This is a genomic window from Devosia soli (assembly GCF_000970455.1).
Taxonomy (GTDB): Bacteria; Pseudomonadota; Alphaproteobacteria; order Rhizobiales; family Devosiaceae; genus Devosia; species Devosia soli.
In genome coordinates, this window is record NZ_LAJG01000042.1 from 360882 (window position 1) to 386826 (window position 25945).

Consider the following 25945-nt stretch of genomic DNA (forward strand, 5'->3'; position numbering starts at 1 on the left):
CTGGCCAAGAGGAGTGCTTGGCCTAAATTTGCCATCAGACCCTATGCATGAGGCCAAATGACAGAGACAGCAAGAAGCGCCAAACCAAGCTTTTACGACCGCTTGAAGCTTGCGACCAAACATCGACTTGCCGAGCCGATCCTAGCGCTCCTCTGCTTTCTCGAAGCAATGATCATCCCGGTTTTTCCGGAAATCATGCTGGCCCCCATGATCATCGCCGATCGCATGCGCGCCTGGAGGCTGGCGGCGATCTGCACGATCGCATCGGTATCGGGTGGCCTTGCCGGTTATGCCATCGGCTACTTCCTCTTCGACACAGTCGGTCGCGGCATTATCGAATTCTATGGCGCCGCGGATGGCTTTGAAACGCTGCGGCAAAGTTTCAACCAAAACGGCCCGTTCATGATCCTCGTTGGGGCGATCTCGCCGATCCCCTATAAGGTCATCACCATCACCTCGGGCGTGGCGGGGCTCGATATCTGGACCTTCGTCGTTTACGGCATCATCGGCCGCGCTTTGCGCTATTTCGTACCGTGTGGGCTTTTCTACTTCTTCGGGCCCGTCGCCAGCGAATTCATCGAACGGCACAAGAAGTGGGCTGGCGTGAGCATGATCGTGCTGGTCGTCGTCGGCTTTGCCATGGCGCCGCTCCTTTTTCCCAAAGGCGAGACCGGCGACCTGACGCCAAACCATGCCGAGATCGAAGACATCAACCCCGAGGGGTGAGCTCGAGTACCCAATATTGGCCGTTGAGATCGGCGCCGAACAATGTGTGCCGCTCTTCCTTGGCTAGGGTAAAGCCGGCCTTCTGGTAAATAGCGCGGGCCGAGGAAAGACAATCCTGTGTCCAGAGCATCATGCGCCGATAGCCTGACGTACGGGCGAAAGCGATGCATTCGGCCACGAGCCGCCCACCAATGCCGCGACCGCGAAACATCGGCTCGACATAGAGCATGCGGAGCTGGGCGGTATCTTCGCTTTCGCTCGATGGTAGCATAAAGACCGAGCCTGCAACCTCGCCGTCGACTTCGGCGATCCATAGGTTTTTTGCCGGCGTGCCGGGGGCAGCCTCATAGTCGGCATAGATGCGGGTGATCAGCGTCTCGAATTCGCTGTTCCAGCCCTGTTCAAGGTTATAGAGAACCGCCTGGCGGTGGATGAGCCAGCCGATTTCGCCGATACGTGGCCCCCGTAGAATGAGCGTTGGGTCGTCAGGTTCGGCAAGCAGCGCTTCGATGCGACGCATGGCGCCAACTAAATCACGCCGTTCGAAAGGCGTGAGTGGCTCCAAGAGCGTCCGCGCCGCTGCTGCGTCGCTCATGGCGTTAAGATGGGCCGCCACCTTGCGTCCTTCGAGCGTCAATGCCAGCGGCGCTGACCGCCGATCACCGGCGCGCGGCAGGATGGCGACAAGATTCTGGCTGACGAGCTTGCCGACCAACCGGCTGAGCTGGGCGCGATCCATGCCGAGCGTTTCGGCAATCGACGCCGAGGTAGTGGTGCCTGCCTGGTTGAGCTCATAGATCACACGCGCTTCGGACAGCGTGTGTATGGTTTGATGCATTCCTTCATCGAGAAGCCCGATGATGTGGGTGTAGAAGCGATTGAAGGCGCGGACTTGTGCGACCTCTTCGGGCTCGACGATGATGCTCTCCAAATAATTGACTTAGTCAATCATTTGGATGCCAAAGTCAATCAGTTGGCGAAACGTCGGCGTATGTAATTGTAGAGGGCACGAATGCCCTGGTCGGTGGCACCGACTGGACGCCCGGGACGGGCTTCCGGCGCCCAGGATAGAATATCGAGGTGCACCCAGGCTTTTGCCTTGTTCACAAAGCGACGCATAAAGAGCGCCGCGATAATCGAACCGGAATGGCCGCCCAAGCCGGTATTGTTTATATCGGCAATCTTTGAGGAGAGCTGGCTGTCGTAAGCCGACCAGAGCGGCATGTGCCACAGCGGGTCCTCCACCGTGTTGCCGGCAGCAGCGATGGCAGCGGCAACGCTATCATCAGTCGAATAGAGGGGCGGCAGATCAGGACCCAGCGCCACACGCGCAGCGCCGGTCAGGGTCGCCATATCGATAATGAGATCGGGACTTTCTTCATCGGCCAACGCCAGCGCGTCGGCAAGAATCAACCGGCCTTCGGCATCGGTATTGCCGATCTCGACCGTCAGGCCACGGCGGGAGTGAAGGACGTCGCCGGGCCGGAAGGAATTGCTGGAGATTGAATTTTCAACCACCGGCAGCAGTACGCGCAAGCGCACAGGAAGCTCGGCCGAGACGATGGTATGCGCGAGGCCCAGGATATTGGCGGCGCCGCCCATGTCCTTTTTCATCATCAGCATGCCGGCGGCGGTCTTGATGTCGAGACCACCGGTGTCAAAGCAGACCCCCTTGCCGACGAGGGTGACCTTGGGGTGGGATTCATCGCCCCAAGAAAGATCCAGAAGACGCGGCGGCTCGGCGCTGGCGCGGCCGACCGCATGGATCATGGGAAAATTCTGATCGAGCAGATCGTCGCCGACGATAGCCTTGAACCCCATGCCGCGCTCGCTGGCAAAGCGCTCGACCTCTTCATGGAGCCTATTTGGGCCAAGATCGCTCGTGGGTGTATTGACGAGGTCTCGCGCAAGCGTTGCGGCTGTCACCTGCCGCTCGACTTCGGCAGCGTCGGCTGCTTCGGAGAGGGCCAGGACCGGCGTCGCCTTGGCCTCACGGTATCGATCGAAGCGATAGGCGCCGAGACGGAAGGCAATCGAGGCGAGCGTTGCGTCGCCAATCGTGCCTTCGAGGCGATACTCGCCCGCAGGCAGCGCCGCAGCAGCGAGCCCAGCAAGAAAAGGCGAACGCCCGTCTTCGCCGCCTAGGCCAAAGACATAGCCAGCAAGGCCTTCCGCATCACCGGGCAAGGCAAGCAACTTGCCGCGCTGGCCCAAAAAGCCGTTCGCCGTGGCCCAGGCCTTTTGGCGCCCGGTAAGACCGGAAGCGTCGAGCGCTCCTTCGCCAATAAGATAAACGGGAATGGCGTTCGGATTCGACATGGGAAGGCTCCGGCTTGATCGTTGCGCTATCTAGCCTGTAGGCGGGCCCGAAGTCATGTCCCATAACTTATTGGTATCGCTTATTTTGCAACGGGGACTGTGCTGCCGCGCCAACTCCGGTAGGACCGTCTGAGGTGTCGACCAGACTAGCCTTGTCCTGGAGGTTTAGCTCAGCCTAACGCTGGTGCCTTCCTAAAATGCTCCATTGTCTAATGGTCGGCGCCGATCGCATGTCATATCTTGCAGACGACAGTTTCGAAACCTGAGCCAAAAGACCAATGATCATCCATGTGTCTCTGGAGCAAAAGCAGTGAGCGAGCGGCTGCGGGTCTGGGCCTATCGCCTCTTCGTGTTGATCTGCCTTCTTGCACTTTGGATGCTGGCAGCGGCGCTTGTCGGCCGCAATCTCGTGCCGACGCCAGTGGCCACCTGGGATGCGGCCGTGACGCTATTCAGCCGCCCCGACATTTACGAAGCCATTTGGGAGACACTCGGGATTTACTTGGCAGGCATGGCCATCGCAGCCGCGCTGGGCTTGCCGCTTGGACTTCTTGCCGGCGGCATCCCGATGGTTGGACGGGTGTTCGATCCGTTTTTCAACGCCCTGATGGCCACTCCGCGCGTCGCCTTTGTTCCGCTCATCATCGTGCTCTTGGGGCTTGGCTTCCAGGCGAAGATCACCATCGTGGCGCTCGGTGCTGTCATGCCGATCCTGATCAACACCTATGCCGGCGTGCGCAACGGCGATCGGGAACTCGTCGAAATGGCGGAGGCGAACGGGGCGAGCCGGCTTCAGGTGTTTGGCAAAATTTTGCTGCCCGGCGCGTCACCCTTCATTCTCGTTGGCTTGCGCCTCGGGGCGACGATCGGGCTGATCAATTCGGTAGTCGCTGAACTTTATACGGCCGTTCAGGGCCTTGGCGGCCTGCTCACCACCTATGGCAGCACCTTCCGTATGGCGCCCTATTTCGTCGTGGTGATGGTGCTGGCCATCCTGGGCGTTGCGATCACCGAAGCCTTGCGCCTCCTTGAGCGCCGGCTGGAGCGCTGGAGAAACGCCTAGAGGCGATTGAAGAACGGGGAGCGCGGATCGCTGGTAATTAGGTCCCGGATCATCCGCGTCAGGCGCATTCTCAGGTCGAGGAATTCCGACGCCGAGCGAACCGCATCTGTTCTCGGTCGTGGAAGGTTCACCTCGACGATCTCGCGCAGGGAGGCCGGCGCTGGTCCCATCACCACCACGCGGTCAGCCAGCAAAATCGCTTCCTCGACGCTATGGGTGACAAAGAGCGCCGTCAGCTTGCGCTCCTCCCAGAGGCGAAGCAGTTCAAGTTGCATGATCTCGCGTGTCTGCGCATCAAGGCTTGCAAAGGGCTCATCGAGCAGCAGCACGTCCGGATCGCCTGCGAAGGCGCGGGCGAGGGCTACGCGCTGTTTCATGCCGCCAGACAGTTCGGACGGATAGGATTTACCATTGCGCCCAAGGCCGACGCGATCGAGCCAATGCCGGGCAATATCCTCTCGTTCATGGCGCGCGATGCCGGCTAATTCGAGTGGAAACGCGACATTGTCCAACACGGTCGCCCAGGGAATGAGCCGGAAGGACTGAAAGACGAAGCCAATCCGTCGGCTTGGCTGTGGCGGCGTGCCGCCGATGTGGATCGATCCCGCATCAAGCGACAATAGGCCATCAACGAGTCGCAGCAACGTAGTCTTGCCACAGCCCGAAGGGCCGAGGATCGAGACCAGTTCGCCGGGCGCGACGGTAAGCGAGAAATCCGAGATGGTCGGCTCGCCGGCGCGGGCGAACGTCTTCGAGACGTTGGCGATCTCTATACCGGCGAGAGAGACCTTATCGATCACCGATCGGCCGGGTCCATATCGGGCAAGGAGCCGAGACTGCCAAGGACCTCGTCGACGACCGAGAAATCAACCCAACGCGCCATGTCGACTGGTTCGAGATCGGCAAAGTCCGCCGATTTGAAATTCCAGTCGGCCGTAAAAGCCAGCTCTTTGGCACTGAGGCCGCCATTGACGCTCCAGCTTTGGCCATAGGCGTCGGCAAGGCTTTCGAGCTTAGTGCGATCGAGGTCGGGGCGAACTTCGGCCATGGCATCGACCCAAAGCTTGGGATCGGCGGAGATGTCTCGGGCAAGCTTGGTCAGCGCTGTAACCACGGCGACGACTTCGGGCCGGCGGGTTTCGAGGGTTTCGGGCAACACGACATTGACTTTGCTGACCACCGGCGCCGCTTTGTAATAGGCATCCTGATCGATCAGCACATGAAGGCCGGCCTGATCGGGCAACGTGGTCCATGTGCCAAGCGACATGGTGGTCGCATCGATTTGCCCGGCAGCCAGCGCTTGGGCACGAGCGGCAGGCTGGCCGAGCGCGACCTGTTCGAGGCTCTCGACATCGACGCCGGCGCTCGTCAAAACCTGGCGCGAAAGGGTCTGGTCCACACTGCCGACCCGGCCGATGCCGAAACTCTTGCCGCCAAGGCTGGCGACATCGGGAATAGCGTCGCGGGCGACGATCATGAAGGCGAGTGACTTGCTCGGAGACATGACGGCGCGCAAGTCTAGCTGACCACTGGCCACCAGCTGCAGGAGCGTATCGACGCCGATATTGGCCATTTCGCCTTCGCCGGCCTGAAGAGCAGTCACGGCAAGCGGCGTCTGCTGCACGCGAACCAGCTCCACCTCGACATTTTCGCGTGCGAAATAGCCAAGCGACACCGCAAGATCCATGACCGAATTCGGCACAAGCGGCGCTTCGAGATCGGTGACGATCAGGCGGAACGGCGCAGCGGCAGCGGGGCCGATCATAGCTGCGAGAACGGCGAGGCTTGCGACGAGGTTTTTCATGAGCGGCTCAGCGAAATTGACGCGAACGGTAGAACTGAAACGCCTGCCGGTCCTTTTGTAAGGTGGCAGGCGGTGGAATCGCTGGCGCCATTATCGACCGACGCCAGCAAAGCTTGGATAATCAGCCTTGATAAAAGGCTTACTGCTGGCCGATCATGGCAGCAAGGTCGGCGAACTTGGCCTTGACGCGTGCCGGGCCGGCAGCGTTGGTGATGGCATCGAGGTTCGCCGGATCATCGCCCACGACGATGAGGCCGACCATGCCCATGGCGAAGTGCGGCAGGCACTTGTAGCCATAGGCGCCAGCGACGTCGAAGGTCACGCTGAATTCTTCGTTGATCTTGCCCTTGAACTCGGAGCCGCCTTCGGGGAACATGCCTTTGATGACTTCGGCATTGTGGCCCTTGTCGGTCGGCACGAACTTGACGGTGTCACCGACTTCGATCTGAAGGAATGCAGGTTCGAACACCATCTTCTCGCCGTCGGCGCCAGTATTCAGCATCTTAACTTCATATTCGGCAGCCGAGATGGACATGGTGGATGCCAGCAAAACTGCAACAGCGGTCAATACATTAAAGGTTTTCAAGAAACTCTCCTGAGGAAATGTCAGGCGGCAGGCCGGACATCCGGCCTCTGCCCCCAAGGAAGATGAATGCGCCCTGAGCATTTTGGTTCGGGGCATCGATCTGGGAAGCCAAGTGATACACTTTCATGGCTTCAGGGCCTAGGCCGTTTGCGCTTTTTTTGCCTATTCTGGCCCAAGAGAGTTTTGCGTTGCGTCAGGCAGCGATGCTGGGGACTTCGTGCCATGAACGACGCCGCGATAATGGTCTCAGACGTGAGCGCAGCCTATGGCGCCAAGAAGGCGCTCGATGCCGTCAGCCTTTGTGTTCCGCGCGGGTCGCACTTCGCGCTGCTCGGACCCAATGGCGCGGGCAAGACGACGCTGATCAACATCCTTTGCACCTTGAGAAAGGCCGATGCCGGCTCGGCGAGCGTGGCCGGCGTCGATGTAGCCAAGCGCCCGACAGAAGCGCGCCGGTCGATCGGCGTAGTCTTCCAGGATTCAAGCCTAGATGATCGCCTCAGTGCCTGGGAGAATCTCGAATTTCACGGGCTGGTCTACGGCATGGCGAAGAAGTCGCGACGCCAGATGATCGAAACCGTGCTCAATCTCGTCGAACTCGAGAACTGGACACACGAAATCGTGCGCAGTTTTTCCGGTGGCATGCGCCGAAGGCTCGAAATCGCCCGCGCGCTCCTGCATGAGCCCAAGATTCTTTTCCTCGACGAACCGACAGTGGGGCTCGATGCGCAAACACGCCAGCGTATCTGGCACTATCTCGACAGGTTGCGGCGCGAACGCGACCTGACCGTCCTGACGACAACCCATTATATCGAAGAGGTCGAAGGCGCGGACGCCGTCTGCATCATCGATGGCGGCAAGATCATTGCCGAAGGCACGCCCGAGGCCCTCAAGAAGCAATATGGTCAGCGTTGGCTGCATGTTGTGCCGCAAAACGGAGAAGCGCTCGCGGCAATTCGCGATCGTTTCCCGCAGGCGCAATTGATCGGCACAAATACCCTGGCGTTTCCGGAAAACGGCGAGGTGAAGACCGATGTGATCATCGATCAATTCCGCGATCGTCTTGCCGAGGTCCGCTTCCTGCCGCCCACGCTCGAAAGCGTCTTCCTCTCGCTGACTGGACGGGAGTTGCGCGATCGCGCCGATGGCCAGCGCGATGCCGATCGGGCCGCGGGTCGACGCGGAGGGCGCCGCTGATGACTGCCATCATGCTTTTGCGCGGCGTCTATGCCGTCTGGCTGCGCGAGATCACACGTGCAACGCGCGACCGCGCTCAATTGATCGGAGGCGTCAGCCGCCCGCTGATCTGGCTGCTGATCCTCGGGGTTGGGCTCAATCCATATTTCCGCGGCGAGGTCTATGGCGAAGTGCGCTTCGTCATTCCCTTCACCTACCTTCAATTTCTCTTTCCCGCCGTCATCGTCCTCAACATCATGTACACCTCGATCCAGTTTGCGGTGTCCGTGATCTGGGATCGTGAATTCGGCTTCCTCCGGGAGGTTCTGGTGTCGCCTATGCCGCGCCGGCTGATCCTCCTCGGCAAGGTTTTGGGTGGGAGCACGATCGCGACGCTTCATGGCTCTCTAGTGCTGATCCTTGCGCGCTTTGCCGACGTGACCCTGTCCATTCCCCAAATGCTGACGGCGCTCGGCTTGATGTTCGTGCTCGCTTTCGGGCTGACGAGTTTCGGGGTCATCCTGGCGGCGCGTGTTCGCAGCTTTGAAGGCTTCGGGGTGTTTTCGAACACCATTATCCTGCCGCTCTATTTCACTTCTTCCTCGGTCTTCCCGCTCGATCCGTCGCTCACCCGAACGCAGATGGTCACAGCCTATCCCGAGTGGCTGGTGTTCCTGATGCAGATCAACCCGATCACCTATGCCGTCGACGCGTTGCGCGGGGTGATCATCGGCTTCAACCAGTTCCCACCCGCCTATGGCCTCATGGTGATCTTCGGCATGGCCGTGGTGTTCTTCGTCGTCGCTCTGATCGATTTCGGCCGCTCATGAGCCGGAGCGTGGTGAATCGCTGGCGTGCTGCCGCAGTCAACCTCGGCGCAGTTATCGTGCTCCTCGTGGCAGCAAGCCTTCTGCCGCCGGATACGTCGCTCAGCGATCGCGAGCGCTCTGGCGTGCTAAAGCTCTGCGTGCCGCAAAGCTTTCCGCCGCTCGTCACCGGCGATCCGGAAATGCCGGGATATGACGTCGAATTGGCCGGAGCGATCGCTTCAGAAATGGGACTGCGTCTCCAGGTCAACACGCTTCCCGCCATAGGCCGCGATTATAATCCGCGGAACTGGTCTCTGACGCGGGCGCAGTGCGACATCATCGGCGGCGGTGTTGCCGACTCTGCGCAGACCCGTTCGTTCCTGCAGACCATCCCCACCGATAGCCGGACGGGCTGGATCGGCATCTCTGCGACCGGAACGATGCCGGAAACCGGTAGCGTCGTGGCAGTGCTGCCAGGAACATCGGGACTTGACCGTGTGGCCCTTTCGACATGGCTGCGCAGTCAGGGTCTCCGCGGGCAGCTGGTGCGCAGTCCGGTTCAACTCAGCCAGGACCTCGCGAGTGGCGTCGCGCAGACTGCCGTCACCGAGCGATTCCTCGCCAACGGTCTCGAACTGGACCCCGCCGCCAATAAGGCGTTCTGGCTCGAATCAGACCATTTTGCGCCAGTATCCACGGCGCTCGGTTTATGGAAGGGCGACCAGACGCTGAAGCGCGCGGTCGAAGCTGCCACGACGCGGCTCGAAGCGTCCGGATCGCTCGAAAAGCTGAGGAAACGCTATGGGGTCGGGGCGGAGCTCACGCTAACAAATCCCTAACGCATATAGAAAAATGCTTGTCGCAAATGCGGCGTTTTCATGCCAGCTCGTCGTTGCGCTCCCACAATGCCTATGAAATAGTCAATCGCCTCCCTCGCCGCTTCGCGCCCCACGGGGGATGAAATTTTTAATCTTAATTGAAGGGAGGATACGGTGCCGCTAAGCCCCAAAAGCATAACCGCACGCGTAATTGTTCCGCTGATTGCTGGATTGACGCTTATGGTCCCCGCCTATGCCGGTAGTTTTACGGCAGAGCAGGCGGAGGCCGGAGAACGCGCCTACAATTCCAACTGTGCCCAATGCCACGGCCGTCAGCTCGAAGGCCCGGAGGCTCCAGGCCTTGCCGGCCAGGACGTCATGGGCAACTGGGACACCGCCGGTGGCCTTTATGACTTCATCTCGGTTGCGATGCCGCCTTCGGCGCCGGGTCAGCTCGGTGAGGAAACCTACGTCAACATCGTTGCCTACATCATGAAGTTCAACGGTGCCGTTCCTGGCGACACGCAGCTGACCAGCGACCGTGATTATGCCGTTTCGCTCGTCGCCGAAACCTCGGCCGGCGCGGCGAGCCAGGATGCTGCAGCGCTCGACGCCGGCGGCGCAGCTGCGCCTGCCGCTGACGCTTCAGCCGCGGCTGCTCCGGCAGAGACTGCCGTTCCGCAGGCCTATACCTGGGGCACCCAGCTTCCCGGCGGCAGCACGGAACAGCCCGCAGCAACCCCCGCTGCACCTGCCACTACATCCGTTCCCCAAGCCTATACCTGGGGCAAGGAATTGCCGACTGCCGGCGCAAAATAACCTAGCGCTGCAAAGCTGCCCTATTGAGGAGATTGCTATGAAATTGAAATTGCTGCCTGTCCTGCTGGCCGCAGGCACCGCTTTTGCAACGGTGTCCGCTCCCGCATTCGCCCAGAACGTCATCGCTGACTACGAGCCGGTCACCGCCGAGATGCTGGCCAATCCGCCGGCCGAAGAATGGCTGATGTTCCGCGGCAAGTACAACAACCAGGGCTATAGCGAACTGGACATGATCAACAAGGACACCGTTGGTGACCTTGAACTGGCATGGGCCTGGCCGATGGCTGAAGCCGGCATCCAGGAAACTGCGCCGCTCGTTCACGACGGCATCATGTTCCTCCAGACCAACAACAACATCGTCGAAGCGATTAACGCCGAGACAGGCGACCTGATCTGGCAGTATCGTCACGCTGTCGCCGAAATTCCGGCGAGCTGGAGCTACCAGGCCAACCAGGCCCGCCGGCAGAAGAACTCGATCGCGCTTTACGAAGACAAGGTGATCCTCACCACCGTCGACGCCAAAATCGTCGTGCTCAACGCCGCGGACGGCAAGGTCGCCTGGGAAAAGCAGGTTCTCGACTACAACAAGGGCTATAGCTACACCGTTGGGCCGCTGATCGCCGATGGCAAGATCATCTCCGCCATTTCGGGCTGCTCAATCGCCGGCACGGCTGGCGGTTGCTACATCATGGCCCATGATGTCGAAACCGGTGACGAACTCTGGCGCTTCAACACCATCGACGATCCCGATAATCCGGCTCAGCAGGAAAGCTGGGGCGGCGTTCCGCCGGAAAATCGTTGGGGCGGTACCCCTTGGACCACCGGCGCCTATGATCCGGAAACCAACACCACGTTCTGGGGTGTCGGCATGCCTGGACCCTATGCCCAGCTGATCCGCGGTTCGGGCGATGGTTCGGTGCTCTACACCAACTCGACACTTGCCATCGACGTCGATACCGGCAAGCTCAAGTGGTACTACCAGCACCTGCCGCGCGATAACTGGGACTTGGACTCGCCGTTCGAGCGTATGCTCGTCGATCAGGAAATCGACGGCGTCATGCACAAGATGCTCGTCACCGTCCCAGGCAAGAACGGCATCGCCTTCGCGCTCGATCGTGACACAGGCAAGTATCTCTGGAGCAAGGAAACCATCGTCCAGAACGTCGTCGACAAGATCGACGAAGACGGTACCGTCCACATCAACGAGGACCTCGTGTTCAACGCCCTCGGTGAAGAATTCCTCGTCTGCTCGTCGGTGTCGGGTGGCAAGCTCTGGCAGGCCGGTGCCTATAGCCCGCTGACCCAGGCTTACTTCGTGCCGCTGACCGAAGCCTGCAACACCGTGGCCCCGACCCAGACCGAATTCACCGCCGGCAATGCCGTGGGCTCGGTCAAGTTCGGCCCGCGCGTCCTGCCCGAAGGCATCACCGATGCCGGCCTGATGCAGGCACTCGATATCAACCCGACCCAGGGTGAATCGAAGTGGCAGTACCGCTACCGTCCGAGCCCGACCAGCTCCGTGCTGGCAACGGCTGGCGGCCTCGTTTTCGGCGGTGACGCATCGCGCGAAATAAAGGCTTGGGATCAGGAAACCGGTGAAGTCGTCTGGTCGCAGCGCCTCAACGCGCCGATCGGCGGTTACCCGATGACCTACGCCATCAATGGCGAACAGTATCTGGTGGTCCCCACCGGCTACTCGAACTCGGCAAGCTCGATCTCGTCGGCCTTCCCCGAGATCCCGTTGCCGACCGGTTCGGGCAATTCGATCTTCGTGTTCAAGCTGCCAAGCGACGCCAAGACGGCGAGCGCCAACTAAGGATCGCTACGCGTTTCGGAAAAGGGGCTTCGGCCCCTTTTCTCTTTTCAAAGGATTTCATGATGCTTCGTTTTCTTGCCTTTGCGATTGCGCTTTTTTCAGCCGGAACGGCCTTTGCCCAGACCGCCGGAGTACCGCCGGAAGAACTCAACAATACGCGGCGCCTTGCGGGCGACAGCATCAATGTGTGCTTTGATGTCACAAGCCTTGGCCGGCCCTTTGATGAAGATGTGGCGCGCGCCATTGGCGATGCGCTCTTTCTTGAGGTCAATGTGATCGATGGCTTCGGCGGCTTTCCGCTCAACGGCGACGGGTTCATGGATGAGCTGACGCTGGCGATGAACAATACCTGCGACGTCTTCATGGGCGTCAGCGTCTCCGCCAACTCGCCGTTTTCAGAGGCCTTTGCGCTGACGCGGCCCTATGCGTCCATTCCGTTCGTCTTCGTGGCCAGCGACCCGGCCTATCAAAGCCTGGGCGATATTCCCAAGGATCGTCCGCTCGGCACCGCCATGGCGAGCATGGGCGAGATGAACTACATCACCTGGGCGCAGCAGCAGCCGGACGGCCAGAGCTGGGTGCGCTATCCCTATGCCGACCCGGATAAGATGGCGACGCGCGTGCTCGACGGCACGATCGCCGGAATGATTGTTTGGCAGCCGGCCTTCTCACGCGTTTTGGCAGAACGTTCGGATGCCGACGCACTGCGGATCATCGACCCCTCTCCGTTGCCGGAGGCGTTCGTCAGGGTCGGGGCGCTGGTGTCGAGCCGTAACGGGTTTCTCCGCAGCCAGATGGACCAGGCCATCGATGCCCTTGTGGCCGATGGCACTATTGCGGCGCTGCTCGAAAAATACGGCTACGAAGGCAAGGCTGGCGAATAGTCAGCGCAAGAGCTGCAGGATGGCGTCCGGGCTGGGAAAGCCGAAGGCGACGATGGCGGCGATCACTACGAAAAGGCTGATCGGCTCGGCCTGTAGCAGCCGACGCTCCTCATTGGGCCATAGCGCTTGAAGCAGTGCGCCGCCAGGCAAGCCCGGCAGCGGCAAAACTGCAAGCATGGTCGAAGCCACGGTCAGCTTCTGCACCTGTTCAAGAACCAGCAGCGCGGCCGTAGCGCCCGTCGAAGGCAAAAGCAGCGCTGCACGACGCAGGAGGTCAACGCCTGGCACCAAAGCCAGCATGGCTGCCAGCCCCAAGCAGACACCGAGCACCACGCCAAGCCGCCCCAGGCGATTGGCTTTAGGGTCATACCAGATGCTCCGCACCCAGCTCACGCCAAAGAGTGCGGCCACGGCCGCACCCCAGGCCGAAACCTGGACAAATGGATTGAGCGTCAGCCGCCCATCGAATTGCGGCCGTCGATCGCCGAGAAGCCGCGCGAGAGCGGCAAGGATCGCGCCTTGCAGGGCAGCATAAATCAGCACTGCTGCCAGCCGCGAGACCAGACCACCGACACTGAGTTCTCGAAGAAACTGCACGCCAACTCCATCGGACGTTCAACCATCCGCTCACCGGCGCCCCTCACAGCGGCTCCACTTCCAGTTAGCCCCTGCTCATGCCGGCGGCAAGCGCCAGCCGACGTTTCAGCGATGTCCTGCCGCGTCGAAAATCGCTCTTTAACCGCGTGTTAGGGTTAATGATTTATTGCTCTCCTCGATGGGCAAACCGCGCCCAGGAGGAGTGCCGCCATGATGCGCATCGTTCAATCCAGTCGCTCATGGCGCACCCTTCTCATCGTTGGCGTCGCCGCAATCAGCCTTTCCGCCTGCGCCTCCAATCGCGGACAGTTGGGCGCGACCGATTATGCCGGGATGCCGGCCGACCAGCGCCAGGCAACGCTGGCCGAACTGACCGGTCGCTACAAATCCAATCCGCGCGATCGCGATACGATTATTCTCTATGCTGCGGCGCTGCGCGCTGCCGGACAACCGCAACAAGCGTCCGCTGCGCTCGAACAGGCAATGGCCGTCTATCCCGGCGATGTTGAAATCACAGTAGCCTATGCCAAGGCACTCGCGTCGATGGGGAGTTTCGAGCAGTCGATCGCCGTCATCGATACGACTATCAGGCCCGACGCGCCGGACTGGAATGCGCTCCTCGTTAAAGGCGCCTCGCTCGACCAGTTGGGACGTCATGGCGAAGCCCGGGCGCTCTATAGTCAAGCGTCGACGATTGCGCCGGGGGAGGCATCGATCGAGGCCAATGTCGGCCTTTCCTATGCCATGACCAATGAATTGCCTGCTGCAGAGCAGCATCTGCGCCGGGCGGTCCAGATGCGCGGGGCAACCACGCAGACGCGGCAGAACCTGGCGCTCGTTGTCGGGCTTCAGGGCCGTTTCGAGGAATGCCGCGCCATCTATGCCGCCGAATTGCCGCCCGACCAGGTGGAAGCCAACATGGCCTATGTGCGCGCGCTGCTGACCCAGCAGAACCGCTGGAACCTGATCGAAAAGAGCTGAAAGCTGGTTCCTGTCAGCTGCCAGCCATCATGCCGTTGCTCATCACCTTGATGATCGCGGGCGCCATGATCACGATGAAGAGCACCGGCAGGAAAAAGAGGATCAGCGGAACGGTCAGCTTGGGCGGCAGCGCTGCCGCCTTCTTTTCCGCTTCCATCATGCGCGTTTCGCGGCCTTCCTCGGCCATGACGCGGAGCGCCTGCCCGACCGATGTGCCATAGCGATCCGCCTGGATCAGAGCGGTCGTCACCGCCTTGACGTTATCGAGCCCGGTGCGGCGGCCGAGATTTTCATAGGCGCGGGTGCGATCTTCCAGAAAGGACAATTCGGCAGTAGTCAGCGTCAGCTCTTCGGCCAATTCGGCGCTCTGTTGGCCGATCTCCCGGGCGACGCGCTTGAACGCGTGTTCCATCGACATGCCCGCTTCGACACAAAGAAGCAGGAGATCAAGGCAATCGGGCCATGAGCGGCGGATCGAAGCCTGACGCTTCTGCGTCGCGTTGCGCAACATCAGCAGCGGCAGGTATGAGCCGACCAGGCCTGCGCCGATGGCATAGACGAGATTGAGAAAAACCGGTCGCTCGCCGGGCACCACAAGCAGCAGGTAGACTGCGGCAAAGGCGAAGACGACGAAAGGCGTTGCAAAGCGCTGGAACAGGAACGTCGTCAGGTGACCCTGGCCGCGATAACCGGCCATGGCGAGCTTATCGACCGTAGTTTCGTCCTGGAAGGCCTTCTTGAGATCAAGCCGATCGACAGCGCGCTTTACATAGGTTTTTGGTTCGGCATTGCGGCGGATCGTGCCACGGCCATCGCTTGCCGTGCCGCCGCGCAGGCGCGCCATTTCCTCGGCCCGCATCTTGTCGCGCTCGATGGCTACGCGCTTGATACGCTGGCGCATGTCCTGCTTGACGATCATCGACGAGCCGAAAGTGAAAACCACCGCTGCGGCCGAAATGGCAGCGAGGATGGCGATCAAGAATGCGGGCGTGGTCAGCGTCTCGATCATCTCTGCCCCTAGATTTCGAATTGGACCATGCGGTTCATGACGAAGACGCCGAGCCCCATCATGATCACGGCCACGCCGAGCCAGACCTGGCCGAGAGGCGTGGCGATCAACGGCTTGAGATATTCGGGCGAAACCACCGACACCATGATGGCGACGACGATCGGCAAGGCGCCGATAATGCCCGCAGAGGCCTTGGCCTCGGACGACATGGCCGCAACCTTCTGCTTCATCTTCTTGCGGTTGCGGAGGACGCGGGCGAGGTTGCCCAAGGCTTCGGAGAGATTGCCGCCAGCCTGCTGCTGCACGGAAATGACGACGACGAAGAAGTTCACTTCCGGCAGTGGCACACGATCGAGCAGCACCTGAACGGCTTCGGTCATGGAGAAGCCGAAAGCCTGCTGATCGAGCACCCGCTGGAATTCGGACTTGACCGGTTCCTTGGTGTCCTTGGCGACAACACGCATGGAATCGTTGAGCGGCAAGCCCGTCTTGACGCCGCGGACGATCGCTTCGACGGCATTGGGCAATTCGTCGAGAAAGGCATTCTGGTATTTCTTGCGGCGGCGCATGACGTAGAAGCGGGGCAGAAGATAAGCACCGGCGACGCCAAAGACCGCTGCGAAGTAGAACGGCACCTGGACGATCACCAGCACCACGAACAGAACTGCGCCAAAGATGGCGCTGTTGCGCATGAAGGCGCCGGGCGTGATGGTCATGCCGGCCTGGAACAAGAGATCCGGCAGCTTGACGCGCTTGCGGGCGTTGAGTTCATCGGTCTGCGCCTTGAGCGCCTGCTGCACGGTCTTGCGGCGCGCATCGCGCGTGCGGCTGGCGTCCATCTCGCGCCGCGCTACGCGCATATCGCCCTGGTAGACCTTCAGCCGCTTGGTCGCGCGGCTGCTGCCCATGGCGCTTGGGACCAGCGCAAAGCCTGCCGCACCGACGGCAACCACAGCCAGGACGACAAGGAGTATGGTGACGAGCATATCAGCGGCCCATCAGCTCGTGCTGCTCGACATTGGCCTTTTCGAGCGCTTCGACCAAGTTTGCTTCTTCGTTGAAATAGCGGGCGCGCTCGGTAAATTGCGGCTTGGTGATGCCGGTCGAGCGATGCTTGCCCATCAGCATGCCGTTCGAGTCTTCGCCCAGAATGTCATAAACGAAGATGTCCTGGGTCACGATGACGTCACCTTCCATGCCCAGCACTTCGGAAATGTGGGTGATGCGGCGCGACCCATCGCGAAGGCGCGCGGCCTGCACGATCACGTCGATGGATGAGACGACCATTTCGCGAATGGTGCGGCTCGGCAGCGAATAGCCGCCCATGGTGATCATGGATTCAAGACGGCTGAGGGCTTCGCGCGGCGAGTTGGCATGGAGCGTGCCCATCGAGCCGTCGTGGCCTGTGTTCATGGCCTGGAGAAGGTCGAAGCTCTCCGGGCCGCGGACTTCGCCGACGATGATGCGTTCGGGCCGCATACGAAGGCAGTTCTTGATGAGATCGCGCATGGTGATCTCCCCTTCGCCCTCAAGGTTGGGCGGGCGGGTTTCGAGGCGCACCACGTGCGGCTGCTGCAGCTGCAATTCAGCCGAGTCTTCGCAGGTGATGACCCGCTCATCCTTCTCGATGAAGGCCGTGAGACAGTTGAGCAGCGTCGTCTTGCCTGAGCCGGTACCGCCCGAGATCAGCACATTGGCCCTGACGCGGCCGAGGATGCGGAGCACTTCTGCGCCTTCGGGCGAAATCGAGCCATATTTGACGAGCTGCTGCAGGGTCAGCTTGTCTTTCTTGAATTTACGGATGGTCAGGGCAGCGCCGTCGATGGCAAGCGGCGGGGCAATGACGTTGACGCGAGAACCATCTGGAAGACGGGCGTCGCAGATGGGCGAGCCTTCATCGACGCGCCGGCCCACCTGGCTGACGATGCGCTGGCAGACATTCATCAGATGCGCATCGTCGCGGAAGCGCACATTGGTGAGGCGCACCTTACCACCGACTTCGATATAGCACTTCTGGCTGCCATTCACCATGATGTCGGCGATGTCGTCACGGGCCAAGAGCGGCTCCAGTGGGCCATAGCCAAGAACGTCATTGCAGATATCCTCGAGCAGGTCTTCCTGCTCTGAGATCGACATGACGATCGACTTGAGCGCGATGATTTCGCCGACGATGTCGCGAATTTCCTCGCGCGCCGACTGCTGCTCCATAGTTGCCAACTGGCTCAAGTCGATGGAGTCGATCAGGGCGTTGAAGATGGCGGATTTGGTCTGGAAATATTCCTTGTCGCGCTGCGCATCGACTGGCGTGCGAACATCGAGCACGTCGTCCGCCGAACGCATGCGGGCGCCCATGCTGTCGGCGTCGCTGGCGCGACGCTGGGAAGGCGCCGGCGCTGCCGGTTCGGGCCGCGCCATGGAGGGAACGGGTCGCGGGACCTCTCCCACACCTGGCGTATTCCCCCCGAATGTCGTGCGCTTACCAAACATGCTTGCCTCGTTTCAGCCCATCGTCTTCCAGCGGGACTAAGCCCGCTTTTTGAGGAAGGACGGCAGTTTCATCAGTCCCGCCGGCTTGCCGGCGCCATGCGTCGGCTGGCGCCCCGTCACGTGCATGCCGATGGCGCGGTAGACCTCGTTGACCTTGTTGTTGGCGGCGACCTCGGCGATCATCTGGCCGTTATTGGCGGCCGTGCCGAAGAGAGCGGCATCGAAGCCGATCTGGCCGATAAGACCGCACTCGACCGAGGACGCAAATTCGGTGCCGGCGATCTCGGGGCGCCGTGGCAAGCCCTGCTTGTTAATGACGAGATGCGGCGCGGCCTCGGTGGGACGCAGCGCTTTGATCGTATCGGCAAGGTTCTTGGCATTGCGTAGATTCGCCAGGTCAGGCTCGGCCACGATGACAACTTCATCGATCGTTGAAAGCGTGTGCCGCACCCAGGCATTCCAGGAGTGGGGAATATCGAGGATCACCGCGGGAACCGACTTCTGGCAGATCTCTAGGATCTGCTCGAATTCGCGTTCTTCGAAATCCCAGGTCCGATCGAGCGTGGCCGGAGCCGTCAGGAGATTGATGTGGTTGGCCGCCTTGCTCATCAGACGGTCGAGCATGGTCTGGTCGACCTTCTGGCTCGCAACCAGGGCGTCCGCCACGCCATGGGGCGGGTCCTGATTGAAGTTGAGCCCGGCTGTGCCGAAGGCAAGATCCATGTCGAGGATGAGGCAATCCTGCCGGAGCACGGTGGCGATGGCCCAGGCGACATTGTGTGCCACCGTCGAGCCGCCGGCACCGCCTTTGGCTGATACGAAGCCGATGGTTCGTCCGATCGGCGCTGCGCCCTCGCCCGCGAAAAGTTCGGTAATGGCGCTGACGATCTGCGGTCCCGTTGTGGGCAAGACGATATATTCGGAAATGCCGGAGCGGATCAGTTCGCGATAAAGCTGCACGTCGTTGACGTGGCCGAGCACGATGACCCTGGTCGTCGCGTCGCAAACCTCGGCAAGACGCTCCATGGCCTGCGGCACGTCTTCAGGCGGCAGGTTGGTTTCGACGATGATCAGGTTCGGCGTTGGATTCGACTTATAGGTCTCGACTGCGCCATCGATACCACCATTGTGCGTCGTCAGCGCGACCTTGGACATGCGGCGATCATGCACCGCACTCTCGACGAGCTGAGCCGTTTGGGAATGTTCGCAGAATGCCTGGATGGTGATGCGCGGCACAAGACGGGCACCCGAAGCGATCTCGGCTGCGGGCTCTTCCGTTACGGCTGGCTGATCCGATGTCAGGAAACTCTTCATGATTGCATCCACATCGTCTTAATCGAGGGCAAAACCGACAGAGCCACTGAACCCGCCGCGCATCTCGCCGTTGGTAACGCCATACTGATGCTCGATCTTGCCAAGGAAAATTGCCTCGGCATCCGTCGGCAACGTCGAATAATCGGTTGGCACGGCGATGGAGTTGACCGGGCTCGGATTGACGAGATAGGGCGTGACCAGCACGACCAGCTCGGTTTCTTCGCGTCGGAATTCGCGGCTGCGGAACAGCGCGCCGAGGATCGGGATATTGGCAAGACCCGGCATCTCGTCGATGTTTTGGTTGACGTTCTCCGAGAGCAGCCCGCCGATAGCGAGGGTCGAGCCTGCTGTCAGTTCGACCGAGGTCTGAACATCACGCCGCGTCAGGGCATAGGAGCCGGTCTGGACTTCCGATACGCCCGAATTGACCGCGAGCGCGATCGTCCCATTGGAGCGGACGGTGGGCGTGAACTCGAGTTTGACGCCGTAGTCCTTGTATTCAACGGTCGTATTGCCGTTGTTGTCGGTGACCGGCACTGGGAATTCGCCGCCAACAAGGAAGCTGGCCTGCTGGCCCGAGACGGCCGTCAATGTAGGCTGTGCCAGAAGCCGCAAGGCGCCGCGATCTTCAAGTGCACGGATCGAGGCATTGATCTGGGTATTGCCGATCGGGAAATTGCCGGTGATACCGTTGTTGTTCTGCGGGTTGACGAACTGGGTGCTGTTGAGCCCGAGATTGACCGCGCCCAAGGTAACAGTGCCCGACAGGTTGATGCCGAGTTGCTTGGCGACGTTGCGGCGGATTTCCGAGACGGTGACCTGCAGCATGACCTGCTGACCGCCCGCGACTTCCAGGATATTGGCAACGTTTTCCGGGTCGCCGGCAAACTGGATGGCAACGAGTGCTGCGCGCTCCTTATCGTCCGAAGAAAGCACCGTACCGGTCAGAACGACACGGTTGGTCTCATTGGGCAGGGTGACCGATTCAACCGAGATGTGGGAGCCCGGAATGACCCGCGCCAATGCTTCCTCGAGCGCGTTGCCAACCTGGGAAGGCTCCTTAATGACGCGCAGGTCGAGTACCTGGATGGTCCGGCCAGCATCATCGATGAAGAAGATATTGGTGTCGCCCCCGCCGATGCCCTGGACGATGGCGCGGGTGCGGGTACGCATGATCGCGGCAGCAACGGTCGGCTGGGAGACGACGACTTCGGCAACGCCGGCCGGCAGATCGACGATGATCGACTTATTGAGCTCGATATCCATGTTCCGCTGCCCACCATAGGAAGAGGCGGAAACGGTCACCTGTGCTTCCTGCGCCGCGACGGGTAACGGCAGCGACAGGCTGCACAGCGCCAGGCCAGTGGCGAGCAGGGTCGAAGAGCCACGGCGGGACATGGATTTGGTCGTCTTCATCTCGCTCTCCCGCCTCATTGCGGCACCAGACTGGGGTCGACGCTCTCGACCTGCACCTGACCTGCATTGTTGTCAGAGGTCATCTGCTCGGCCGGTACGGGTCCTGTTTCGGCCTGGGCCATGCCGCCGGCCAGAACGCTCTCTTCCTTGCCGAAGCGGAAGACGCGCACCGATTGGCTCGTCGCCGGACGACCGCTATCTGCGCTGCGGCCGAAATCGACCACCGAGCGCAGGGTCAGGCTCAATTGGCCACGCATCGAGGCGTTGATCAGGGCTTCAGCCTGGTTAGGCGTCAGTTCAAGGGTCGCAATGGTCGTGTTGTCGAAGGTCACCGGCGTCGCGGTTTCGACCGCATTGCCGTCTTCGGCCGCAGCCGTTGTGCCCAGTTCGCCAAGGCGCTTGCCGATAGCAAGGATGCGCACATTGGAGAGCACCACTTCGGACTGCTGGCCAGCCGGCGTAGAGGTGGTCAGCACGACGTCGACATGATCGTTGGGCACAACGAAGCCACCGGCGCTCGAAGCCGCATTGACGCTGACGGAAACGCCACGCATCCCCGGCGCCAGGACGGCCGACAGGTACCCCTGATCCGACCGGACCAGTTTCTGCTCGCGAATGGGCTCACCGGGGAAAAATTCAAAGCGCGCGACTGCGTCGCTCAACTGCTGCGGTGCATCGGGCAAGGCCGAAATCGTGACATATTCCGGCCGCAAGGCGCCTTGGGGCCAATCCTGCCATTCGACACTGTCGGGGCTGAGCCGCTGACCAATGCCGATGGCTGCCTTGGCGACCAGGATCTGCGTCTTGGCTTCCTGCACAACTTCAGTGACCACCTCGGTGGTGGTCGTGGGGGGCTGGCCCATACGCGTCACCAGGAAGGCAGCCAGGCCGCCGGCCACAAGGGCCACTATCGCCAGGATTATGCGTGCTGGTCTCATGACCCACTCCGGTTACGCCGGGCGCAGGCGCCCAATTCCACTGCTGAAATATGGGCGCAAAGGGTCAAGGTTTGGTTAATCGGGCCCTAAGCCTTTGGGTTAACGACTTCCTGCTCTTGCAAATTGAGAGGTGCAAACGAAAGCCCCGGCGCATGGGACCGGGGCTCGAAGGATCGCCGCATGATGTTCAGGCAGCGAGACGCTCGAAGATGGCGGAATTCGAATAAACGACAATGCCGGCCGCTGCCATGGCGATCCCATAGGGAATGCCAGAGCGCTTGTTGTGGAGGCGCGCCAGCCAGCCCATGCGCGCCAGAACGGGCGCCAAAGGCATGCCGCGGAGGACAAGGATGAGCAGGGTCAGGACCCCGCCCAAAATGGCGGTATAGCCGAGATAGGGAAGAGTAGCGCCAAAACCGAGCCAAAGCGTTGTCGCTGCGGCAAGCTTGGCATCGCCGCCTCCGATAAAGCCCAGCGCGAAAAGACCGAAAGCCACTGCCAGCACGATGAGGGCACAAAGCACATGCATGGCGAACTGCTGCAAAGGCAGGTTGGCCGCGATGGCGACCACGAAGAAGCCGGCTGTCAGAATAAGCACGAGCTTATTGGAAATGCGCATCGTCAGAAGATCAGACGATGCCGCAATCGCCATGGCGACCGGAAAAAAGAACAATGCGACCAGGTTCATGAGCTCCCTCCGCCACCCGCTGCGGTGATAACCGGGACAATGGCCTGACGAATATTTTCGTAGATATCCGTCAGACTTCCGTTGATAGCCAGCAGCGCGCCAATAATCACGACCGAGAGCAAAGAGCCGATCAGCCCGTATTCGATGGCCGTCGCGCCCCGTTCATCCGAACAAAGCCGCCGCAATTGCCTCTTGAAGTCTAGACGCATGGCATCCCACCCCCGTGTGGATGACGCTAACCTAGATTGGTTAAGCAGAATAAAAAGAAGGGCCCCGGCGGGACCCTTCTCAACCGTAAACTATTGCGAGCCCACCTTCGCCATTACGAGGAAGACGACGAAGAAGCAGGCGTGGTCAGCTTGGTGTTGATGGTGGTAAACACACCGTTGAGCGTCCCACCGAGAGTGGTGACGGCGCCGATGATGACCACCGAGATCAGAGCAGCGATAAGGCCGTATTCAATTGCGGTTGCGCCGGATTCGTCCTGCGCGAAACGTGCGAAAATGTTCATGTCCCAGGCTCCTTTTTTACACGTCCTCGAGTGACGCCTCACGGCCGACACACAGCGAAGATGACCAGACCTTAGGAGCCACTGATTTCGATTGCGTTAATCGGCACCCCGACACTCGATCCATTTCCAGTAAAAATGCTCATACTTTTCAGTCGGTTAATGCATCCGTGTGCATTCTATGCTTAGTGAAGCAAGTCCCTGTGCCGCCGTTACTTTTCGCCTAACTTCGCATGGGGAAAAGTTCATTTCCAAGCCGCTTTGAGCGACATAAAAGGCTCTGTTTGCCAAGTATTTACCATTCTGGCGGAAACTGCCGGGGACACCTGCTATCGAGATTGGGCCCATGTTCCGCGTTTTAAGCCTCCTCAGCCTCATGAGCCTCTTCCTGGGGACTGGCATTTCTCTGGCTCAGGACAGCGCGCCGATCGAGGTCAACGTCAACATGGCGCGTGTCTTGCGCATCAGCGCACCGGCCTCGACGGTTATCGTCGGCAATCCCGGCATTGCCGACGTGACGATTCAGGATCCGCAGACGCTGATCCTTACCGGCAAGAGCTATGGCCAAACCAATCTCATCGTCCTCGATGGCCAGGGTCAGCCCATTGCAGACACGCTTCTTGACGTCGTCCAGATGCAGGCTGGCGTCATGACGGTCTATCAGGGCCAGTCGCGGACCACGCTTGCCTGCGCCCCGGTCTGCCAGCCCGTCATCATGATGGGCGACGACAACACCTTTACCAGCCAGACCTTGGCGTCATCGCAGATCGTCGAATCTGCAACGCAATAGGAACGGTCTCTTAACTACCGGACCAGTCTCCGCCTGGGCCGGCGCAAAAACTAACCAAGCCTTAGCCTTATCATACGCACCGTGCCGTACGGTTCAGCACCGGGCTTGAAGCCCAGGGCTGCGATGGAACGGATGGCATGGCTGGTCGAAACTGGGCCAATTTTGGCCGGGACACACGCGGCGCGACCGCAGTCGAGTTTGCCATTCTGGCGCCGATCTTCTTCGCCGTGCTCGCCGCGATTCTCCAGACGGCGCTCTCCTTCTTTGCCGCTCAGGTGCTGGAAAGCGCCATGAACGATACAAGCCGTGCCATCCGCACCGGTGAGGCCCTGCGCGAAGGCTGGAGCGTGGCAGACTTCAAGGACAATATCTGCGATCGCGTTTATGGACTCTTCGGGGCATGCGACGATCTCCATGTCGATGTCCGGCAGATTAACAGCTTTGCAGACGCGACCATCAGCGTCCCGCTCGATCGAACCTGCACAAAAAGCTGCACCTGGACCGAACCTGATCGCTGGACGCCTGGCAATGCGTCAAGCGTCATGCTGGTGCAGGTTTATTATCGCTATCCGGTGGTGCTGAATTTCGGCATCTCAGGCGCGGCCGACCTGCCCGAGAACAAGCGCCTGATGAGTTCAGCCACGATTTTTCGCAATGAGCCGTTCTGATGCGCCGGCAATTTCAAAACCTTTTGAAGTCGATGCGGCGGCTCGGGCGAGCCGAAAACGGCGTCGCCATCGTCGAATTTGCCTTGATCGTTCCGATCATGCTGGCGACCTATATCGGCTGCACCGAAGCGGCTACTCTTCTGACCATCGATCGGAAGGTGCAGTCGGTTGCCGGCGCCATAGGCGATCTCGTGGCGCGCACCAACAAGTCGATGACCAAGACGCAGATGGAAGACTATTTCCGTGCGGCCACCAGCATCATGACGCCCTATCAGTCAACCGGCCTCGTCCAGACCGTGACCGCCGTTAATGTCGGCAAGGACGGCAAAGCCGTCATCGCCTGGTCGGTGCGCTACTCCGGTGGAACTTATTCAGCTACGGTTCCAGAATATAAAGTGGGCCAAAAATTCGACCTGCCGGCTGAGATGATCGCGATTGCCTCTGGCCAGACAGTGATCGCCGCAGAAGCGGATTTTTCCTATCAACCCGCCATCGGCATGGTGTTCAACAGTGCCGTACCCCTGCATCGCTCAGGCCTCTTCATGCCGCGGTTCGGCGGCACCATCGAGATCCAGTAGCCTCCGCGCTTGCTGCCCCGGGCAGAGCGTGCAACAAGCCGACCACCCTCCCTTTGATCCGGCTTGAGCATGAGCGACACCATTATCCCTGTCTTCGACCTGGGCGGCGTTTTCGTCGACTGGAACCCGATGTATCTCTTCCGCAAGCTCTTCGAGAGCGAGGAAGATGCGCTGTGGTTTCACCAGAACATCTGCACGAGCGACTGGAACCTCGAATTTGATGCCGGCGAAATCTATGCCGAAGGCGTGGCCAAGCTGATCACGCGCTTTCCCCGATACTGGCGCGAAATCCAGGCGTTCGACCTGAGGTGGAAGGAGACCCTCGGCGACTTCATTCAGGGCACGATCGACATCCACAACGAGTTGATCGAAGAAGATACACCGACCTTCGCCATTACCAATTTCTCCTGGGAGAAGTGGGTGAGCTGTCTTGGTGAATGGCCATTCCTCGAAAAGTTCGACGGCGTCATCGTTTCGGGTCTCGAAGGCCTCGTCAAACCCGATCCGCGCATCTATCGCGTCTTTTGCGAGCGCTACGGCTTTGCACCGGACTCTTGCGTCTTCATCGACGACAGCGAGCCCAATATCGTGGCAGCCCGCAAGTTCGGCATGCACGGCATCCACTTCAAGGAACCCAAGCAATTGCGCGCCGAACTGATCAGCCTGGGCCTGCCGCTCAAGGCGAAATAACAAGAAAAACCCCGGAGCGATCCGGGGTTTTTGCTTTTGGCAGCCGCTACTGGAAACGGCCACCCTTCTGGATCACTTCGATCTTGTAGCCGTCAGGATCGGTCGCAAAGAAGAATCGTGCAACCGGCACCGTACCGTTCTTGAAATCGACCACCTTGCCGACGGTAAAACCCTCGGCGGTGAACCGATCATGCTCTGCTTGCAGATTGTCGACGACAACCGCCAGGTGGCCATAGCCGTCGCCCAGATTATAGGGCTCGGTTCTTCCGTGGTTGATGGTCAGCTCAAGCTCGAAGCCGTCGAGTTCGTGGGCCATATAGACCAGCGTAAAATCGGCAAATTCGATACGGTTGACGATCTCGAGCCCGAAGGCGCGACGATAAAAATCGACGGAGCGGGCCTCATCGATGACCCTGATCATGGAATGCGCGAGCTTAGCCATATTTTTGATCTCTCGGTTT

The 25945-nt window shown here is 60.4% G+C and carries 29 protein-coding genes; 13 read left to right on the forward strand and 16 right to left on the reverse strand.

The window, feature by feature from the left end:
- Positions 1 to 57: 57 nt before the first annotated feature.
- Positions 58 to 726, forward strand: coding sequence for a YqaA family protein (locus VW35_RS18285; protein WP_083983010.1), 669 nt, complete (start codon positions 58 to 60; stop codon positions 724 to 726).
- On the opposite strand, the gene VW35_RS18290 is transcribed toward VW35_RS18285, so the two are convergent.
- Positions 710 to 1657: a bifunctional helix-turn-helix transcriptional regulator/GNAT family N-acetyltransferase gene (locus VW35_RS18290; protein WP_052951855.1), complete on the reverse strand. Its 948-nt coding sequence runs from the start codon at positions 1655 to 1657 to the stop codon at positions 710 to 712. The two genes, VW35_RS18285 and VW35_RS18290, sit on opposite strands and share 17 nt — an antisense overlap.
- Before the next feature lie 38 nt (positions 1658 to 1695).
- A complete protein-coding gene (locus tag VW35_RS18295; protein ID WP_046144484.1) occupies positions 1696 to 3045 on the reverse strand; it encodes a leucyl aminopeptidase family protein in 1350 nt (449 codons plus the stop codon).
- A gap of 310 nt (positions 3046 to 3355) precedes the next feature.
- On the opposite strand from VW35_RS18295, the gene VW35_RS18300 reads away from it, so the two are divergent.
- Complete coding sequence (locus VW35_RS18300) at positions 3356 to 4108, forward strand: ABC transporter permease (protein ID WP_046144485.1); 753 nt, start codon at positions 3356 to 3358, stop codon at positions 4106 to 4108.
- Here VW35_RS18300 and VW35_RS18305 read toward each other — a convergent pair.
- The 3 genes from VW35_RS18305 to VW35_RS18315 form a co-directional block, all read right to left on the reverse strand.
- Positions 4105 to 4908 (reverse strand): ABC transporter ATP-binding protein, encoded by an 804-nt coding sequence (locus VW35_RS18305; RefSeq protein WP_244465937.1) that lies wholly within the window; start codon positions 4906 to 4908, stop codon positions 4105 to 4107. The genes VW35_RS18300 and VW35_RS18305 overlap by 4 nt on opposite strands.
- On the reverse strand, positions 4905 to 5912 hold the full coding sequence (locus tag VW35_RS18310) for an ABC transporter substrate-binding protein (protein WP_046144486.1): 1008 nt from the start codon (positions 5910 to 5912) through the stop codon (positions 4905 to 4907). Before VW35_RS18310 ends, VW35_RS18305 begins: the two co-directional genes overlap by 4 nt.
- Before the next feature lie 139 nt (positions 5913 to 6051).
- Positions 6052 to 6447 carry a pseudoazurin gene (locus VW35_RS18315; protein ID WP_046144487.1) on the reverse strand — a complete coding sequence of 132 codons (396 nt, stop codon included), beginning with the start codon at positions 6445 to 6447 and terminating at the stop codon, positions 6052 to 6054.
- A 273-nt stretch (positions 6448 to 6720) separates the two neighbouring features.
- Here VW35_RS18315 and VW35_RS18320 point away from each other — a divergent pair, with 273 nt between their 5' ends.
- From VW35_RS18320 to VW35_RS18345, 6 genes are all read left to right on the forward strand, one after another.
- Positions 6721 to 7695 (forward strand): ABC transporter ATP-binding protein, encoded by a 975-nt coding sequence (locus VW35_RS18320; protein WP_046144488.1) that lies wholly within the window; start codon positions 6721 to 6723, stop codon positions 7693 to 7695.
- The gene (locus VW35_RS18325; protein ID WP_046144489.1) at positions 7695 to 8504 is read left to right on the forward strand and encodes an ABC transporter permease; all 810 of its coding nucleotides are present in this window, start codon (positions 7695 to 7697) and stop codon (positions 8502 to 8504) included. Before VW35_RS18320 ends, VW35_RS18325 begins: the two co-directional genes overlap by 1 nt.
- Before the next feature lie 8 nt (positions 8505 to 8512).
- Entirely contained in the window at positions 8513 to 9322 is an 810-nt protein-coding gene (locus VW35_RS18330) for a substrate-binding periplasmic protein (protein WP_161796945.1), read from the forward strand.
- Between the two features lie 219 nt (positions 9323 to 9541).
- Positions 9542 to 10120 (forward strand): c-type cytochrome, encoded by a 579-nt coding sequence (locus VW35_RS20795; RefSeq protein ID WP_052951856.1) that lies wholly within the window; start codon positions 9542 to 9544, stop codon positions 10118 to 10120.
- Positions 10121 to 10157: 37 nt separating this feature from the next.
- Complete coding sequence (locus tag VW35_RS18340; RefSeq protein ID WP_046144491.1) at positions 10158 to 11936, forward strand: pyrroloquinoline quinone-dependent dehydrogenase; 1779 nt, start codon at positions 10158 to 10160, stop codon at positions 11934 to 11936.
- A 62-nt stretch (positions 11937 to 11998) separates the two neighbouring features.
- Positions 11999 to 12820, forward strand: coding sequence for a substrate-binding periplasmic protein (locus tag VW35_RS18345; protein ID WP_161796946.1), 822 nt, complete (start codon positions 11999 to 12001; stop codon positions 12818 to 12820).
- Here the strand turns inward: VW35_RS18345 and VW35_RS18350 are convergent, their stop codons facing one another.
- A complete protein-coding gene (locus VW35_RS18350) occupies positions 12821 to 13417 on the reverse strand; it encodes a zinc metalloprotease (RefSeq protein ID WP_046144493.1) in 597 nt (198 codons plus the stop codon).
- 210 nt (positions 13418 to 13627) lie between these two features.
- On the opposite strand from VW35_RS18350, the gene VW35_RS18355 reads away from it, so the two are divergent.
- On the forward strand, positions 13628 to 14398 hold the full coding sequence (locus VW35_RS18355; protein ID WP_046144494.1) for a tetratricopeptide repeat protein: 771 nt from the start codon (positions 13628 to 13630) through the stop codon (positions 14396 to 14398).
- Between the two features lie 13 nt (positions 14399 to 14411).
- Here VW35_RS18355 and VW35_RS18360 read toward each other — a convergent pair whose 3' ends face one another.
- From VW35_RS18360 to VW35_RS18400, 9 genes are all read right to left on the reverse strand, one after another.
- A complete protein-coding gene (locus VW35_RS18360; protein ID WP_046144495.1) occupies positions 14412 to 15407 on the reverse strand; it encodes a type II secretion system F family protein in 996 nt (331 codons plus the stop codon).
- Positions 15408 to 15415: 8 nt separating this feature from the next.
- Positions 15416 to 16393: a type II secretion system F family protein gene (locus VW35_RS18365; protein ID WP_046144496.1), complete on the reverse strand. Its 978-nt coding sequence runs from the start codon at positions 16391 to 16393 to the stop codon at positions 15416 to 15418.
- 1 nt (position 16394) lies between these two features.
- Entirely contained in the window at positions 16395 to 17894 is a 1500-nt protein-coding gene (locus tag VW35_RS18370) for a TadA family conjugal transfer-associated ATPase (protein WP_046144497.1), read from the reverse strand.
- Between the two features lie 36 nt (positions 17895 to 17930).
- On the reverse strand, positions 17931 to 19208 hold the full coding sequence (locus VW35_RS18375; RefSeq protein ID WP_052951857.1) for an AAA family ATPase: 1278 nt from the start codon (positions 19206 to 19208) through the stop codon (positions 17931 to 17933).
- An 18-nt stretch (positions 19209 to 19226) separates the two neighbouring features.
- On the reverse strand, positions 19227 to 20624 hold the full coding sequence (locus tag VW35_RS18380) for a type II and III secretion system protein family protein (RefSeq protein WP_052951858.1): 1398 nt from the start codon (positions 20622 to 20624) through the stop codon (positions 19227 to 19229).
- A 14-nt stretch (positions 20625 to 20638) separates the two neighbouring features.
- A complete protein-coding gene (gene cpaB / locus VW35_RS18385) occupies positions 20639 to 21562 on the reverse strand; it encodes a Flp pilus assembly protein CpaB (protein WP_083983018.1) in 924 nt (307 codons plus the stop codon).
- 187 nt (positions 21563 to 21749) lie between these two features.
- Positions 21750 to 22250, reverse strand: a complete 501-nt coding sequence (locus tag VW35_RS18390; protein ID WP_046144498.1) for an A24 family peptidase — start codon at positions 22248 to 22250, stop codon at positions 21750 to 21752.
- Positions 22247 to 22459, reverse strand: a complete 213-nt coding sequence (locus VW35_RS18395) for a Flp family type IVb pilin (RefSeq protein ID WP_046144499.1) — start codon at positions 22457 to 22459, stop codon at positions 22247 to 22249. The genes VW35_RS18390 and VW35_RS18395 overlap by 4 nt, the downstream gene beginning before the upstream one ends.
- A gap of 113 nt (positions 22460 to 22572) precedes the next feature.
- Complete coding sequence (locus tag VW35_RS18400; RefSeq protein ID WP_046144500.1) at positions 22573 to 22761, reverse strand: Flp family type IVb pilin; 189 nt, start codon at positions 22759 to 22761, stop codon at positions 22573 to 22575.
- A 343-nt stretch (positions 22762 to 23104) separates the two neighbouring features.
- Here VW35_RS18400 and VW35_RS18405 point away from each other — a divergent pair, with 343 nt between their 5' ends.
- The 4 genes from VW35_RS18405 (at position 23105) to VW35_RS18420 (ending at position 25484) form a co-directional block, all read left to right on the forward strand.
- Positions 23105 to 23548, forward strand: a complete 444-nt coding sequence (locus tag VW35_RS18405; RefSeq protein WP_046144501.1) for a pilus assembly protein N-terminal domain-containing protein — start codon at positions 23105 to 23107, stop codon at positions 23546 to 23548.
- A 137-nt stretch (positions 23549 to 23685) separates the two neighbouring features.
- Positions 23686 to 24216, forward strand: a complete 531-nt coding sequence (locus VW35_RS18410) for a TadE/TadG family type IV pilus assembly protein (RefSeq protein WP_046144502.1) — start codon at positions 23686 to 23688, stop codon at positions 24214 to 24216.
- Positions 24216 to 24794, forward strand: a complete 579-nt coding sequence (locus VW35_RS20800; RefSeq protein WP_052951860.1) for a TadE/TadG family type IV pilus assembly protein — start codon at positions 24216 to 24218, stop codon at positions 24792 to 24794. The genes VW35_RS18410 and VW35_RS20800 overlap by 1 nt, the downstream gene beginning before the upstream one ends.
- Positions 24795 to 24863: 69 nt before the next feature.
- A complete protein-coding gene (locus VW35_RS18420; RefSeq protein WP_046144503.1) occupies positions 24864 to 25484 on the forward strand; it encodes an HAD family hydrolase in 621 nt (206 codons plus the stop codon).
- Positions 25485 to 25530: 46 nt separating this feature from the next.
- Here VW35_RS18420 and VW35_RS18425 read toward each other — a convergent pair whose 3' ends face one another.
- Positions 25531 to 25926, reverse strand: a complete 396-nt coding sequence (locus tag VW35_RS18425; RefSeq protein WP_046144504.1) for a VOC family protein — start codon at positions 25924 to 25926, stop codon at positions 25531 to 25533.
- Positions 25927 to 25945: the final 19 nt, after the last annotated feature.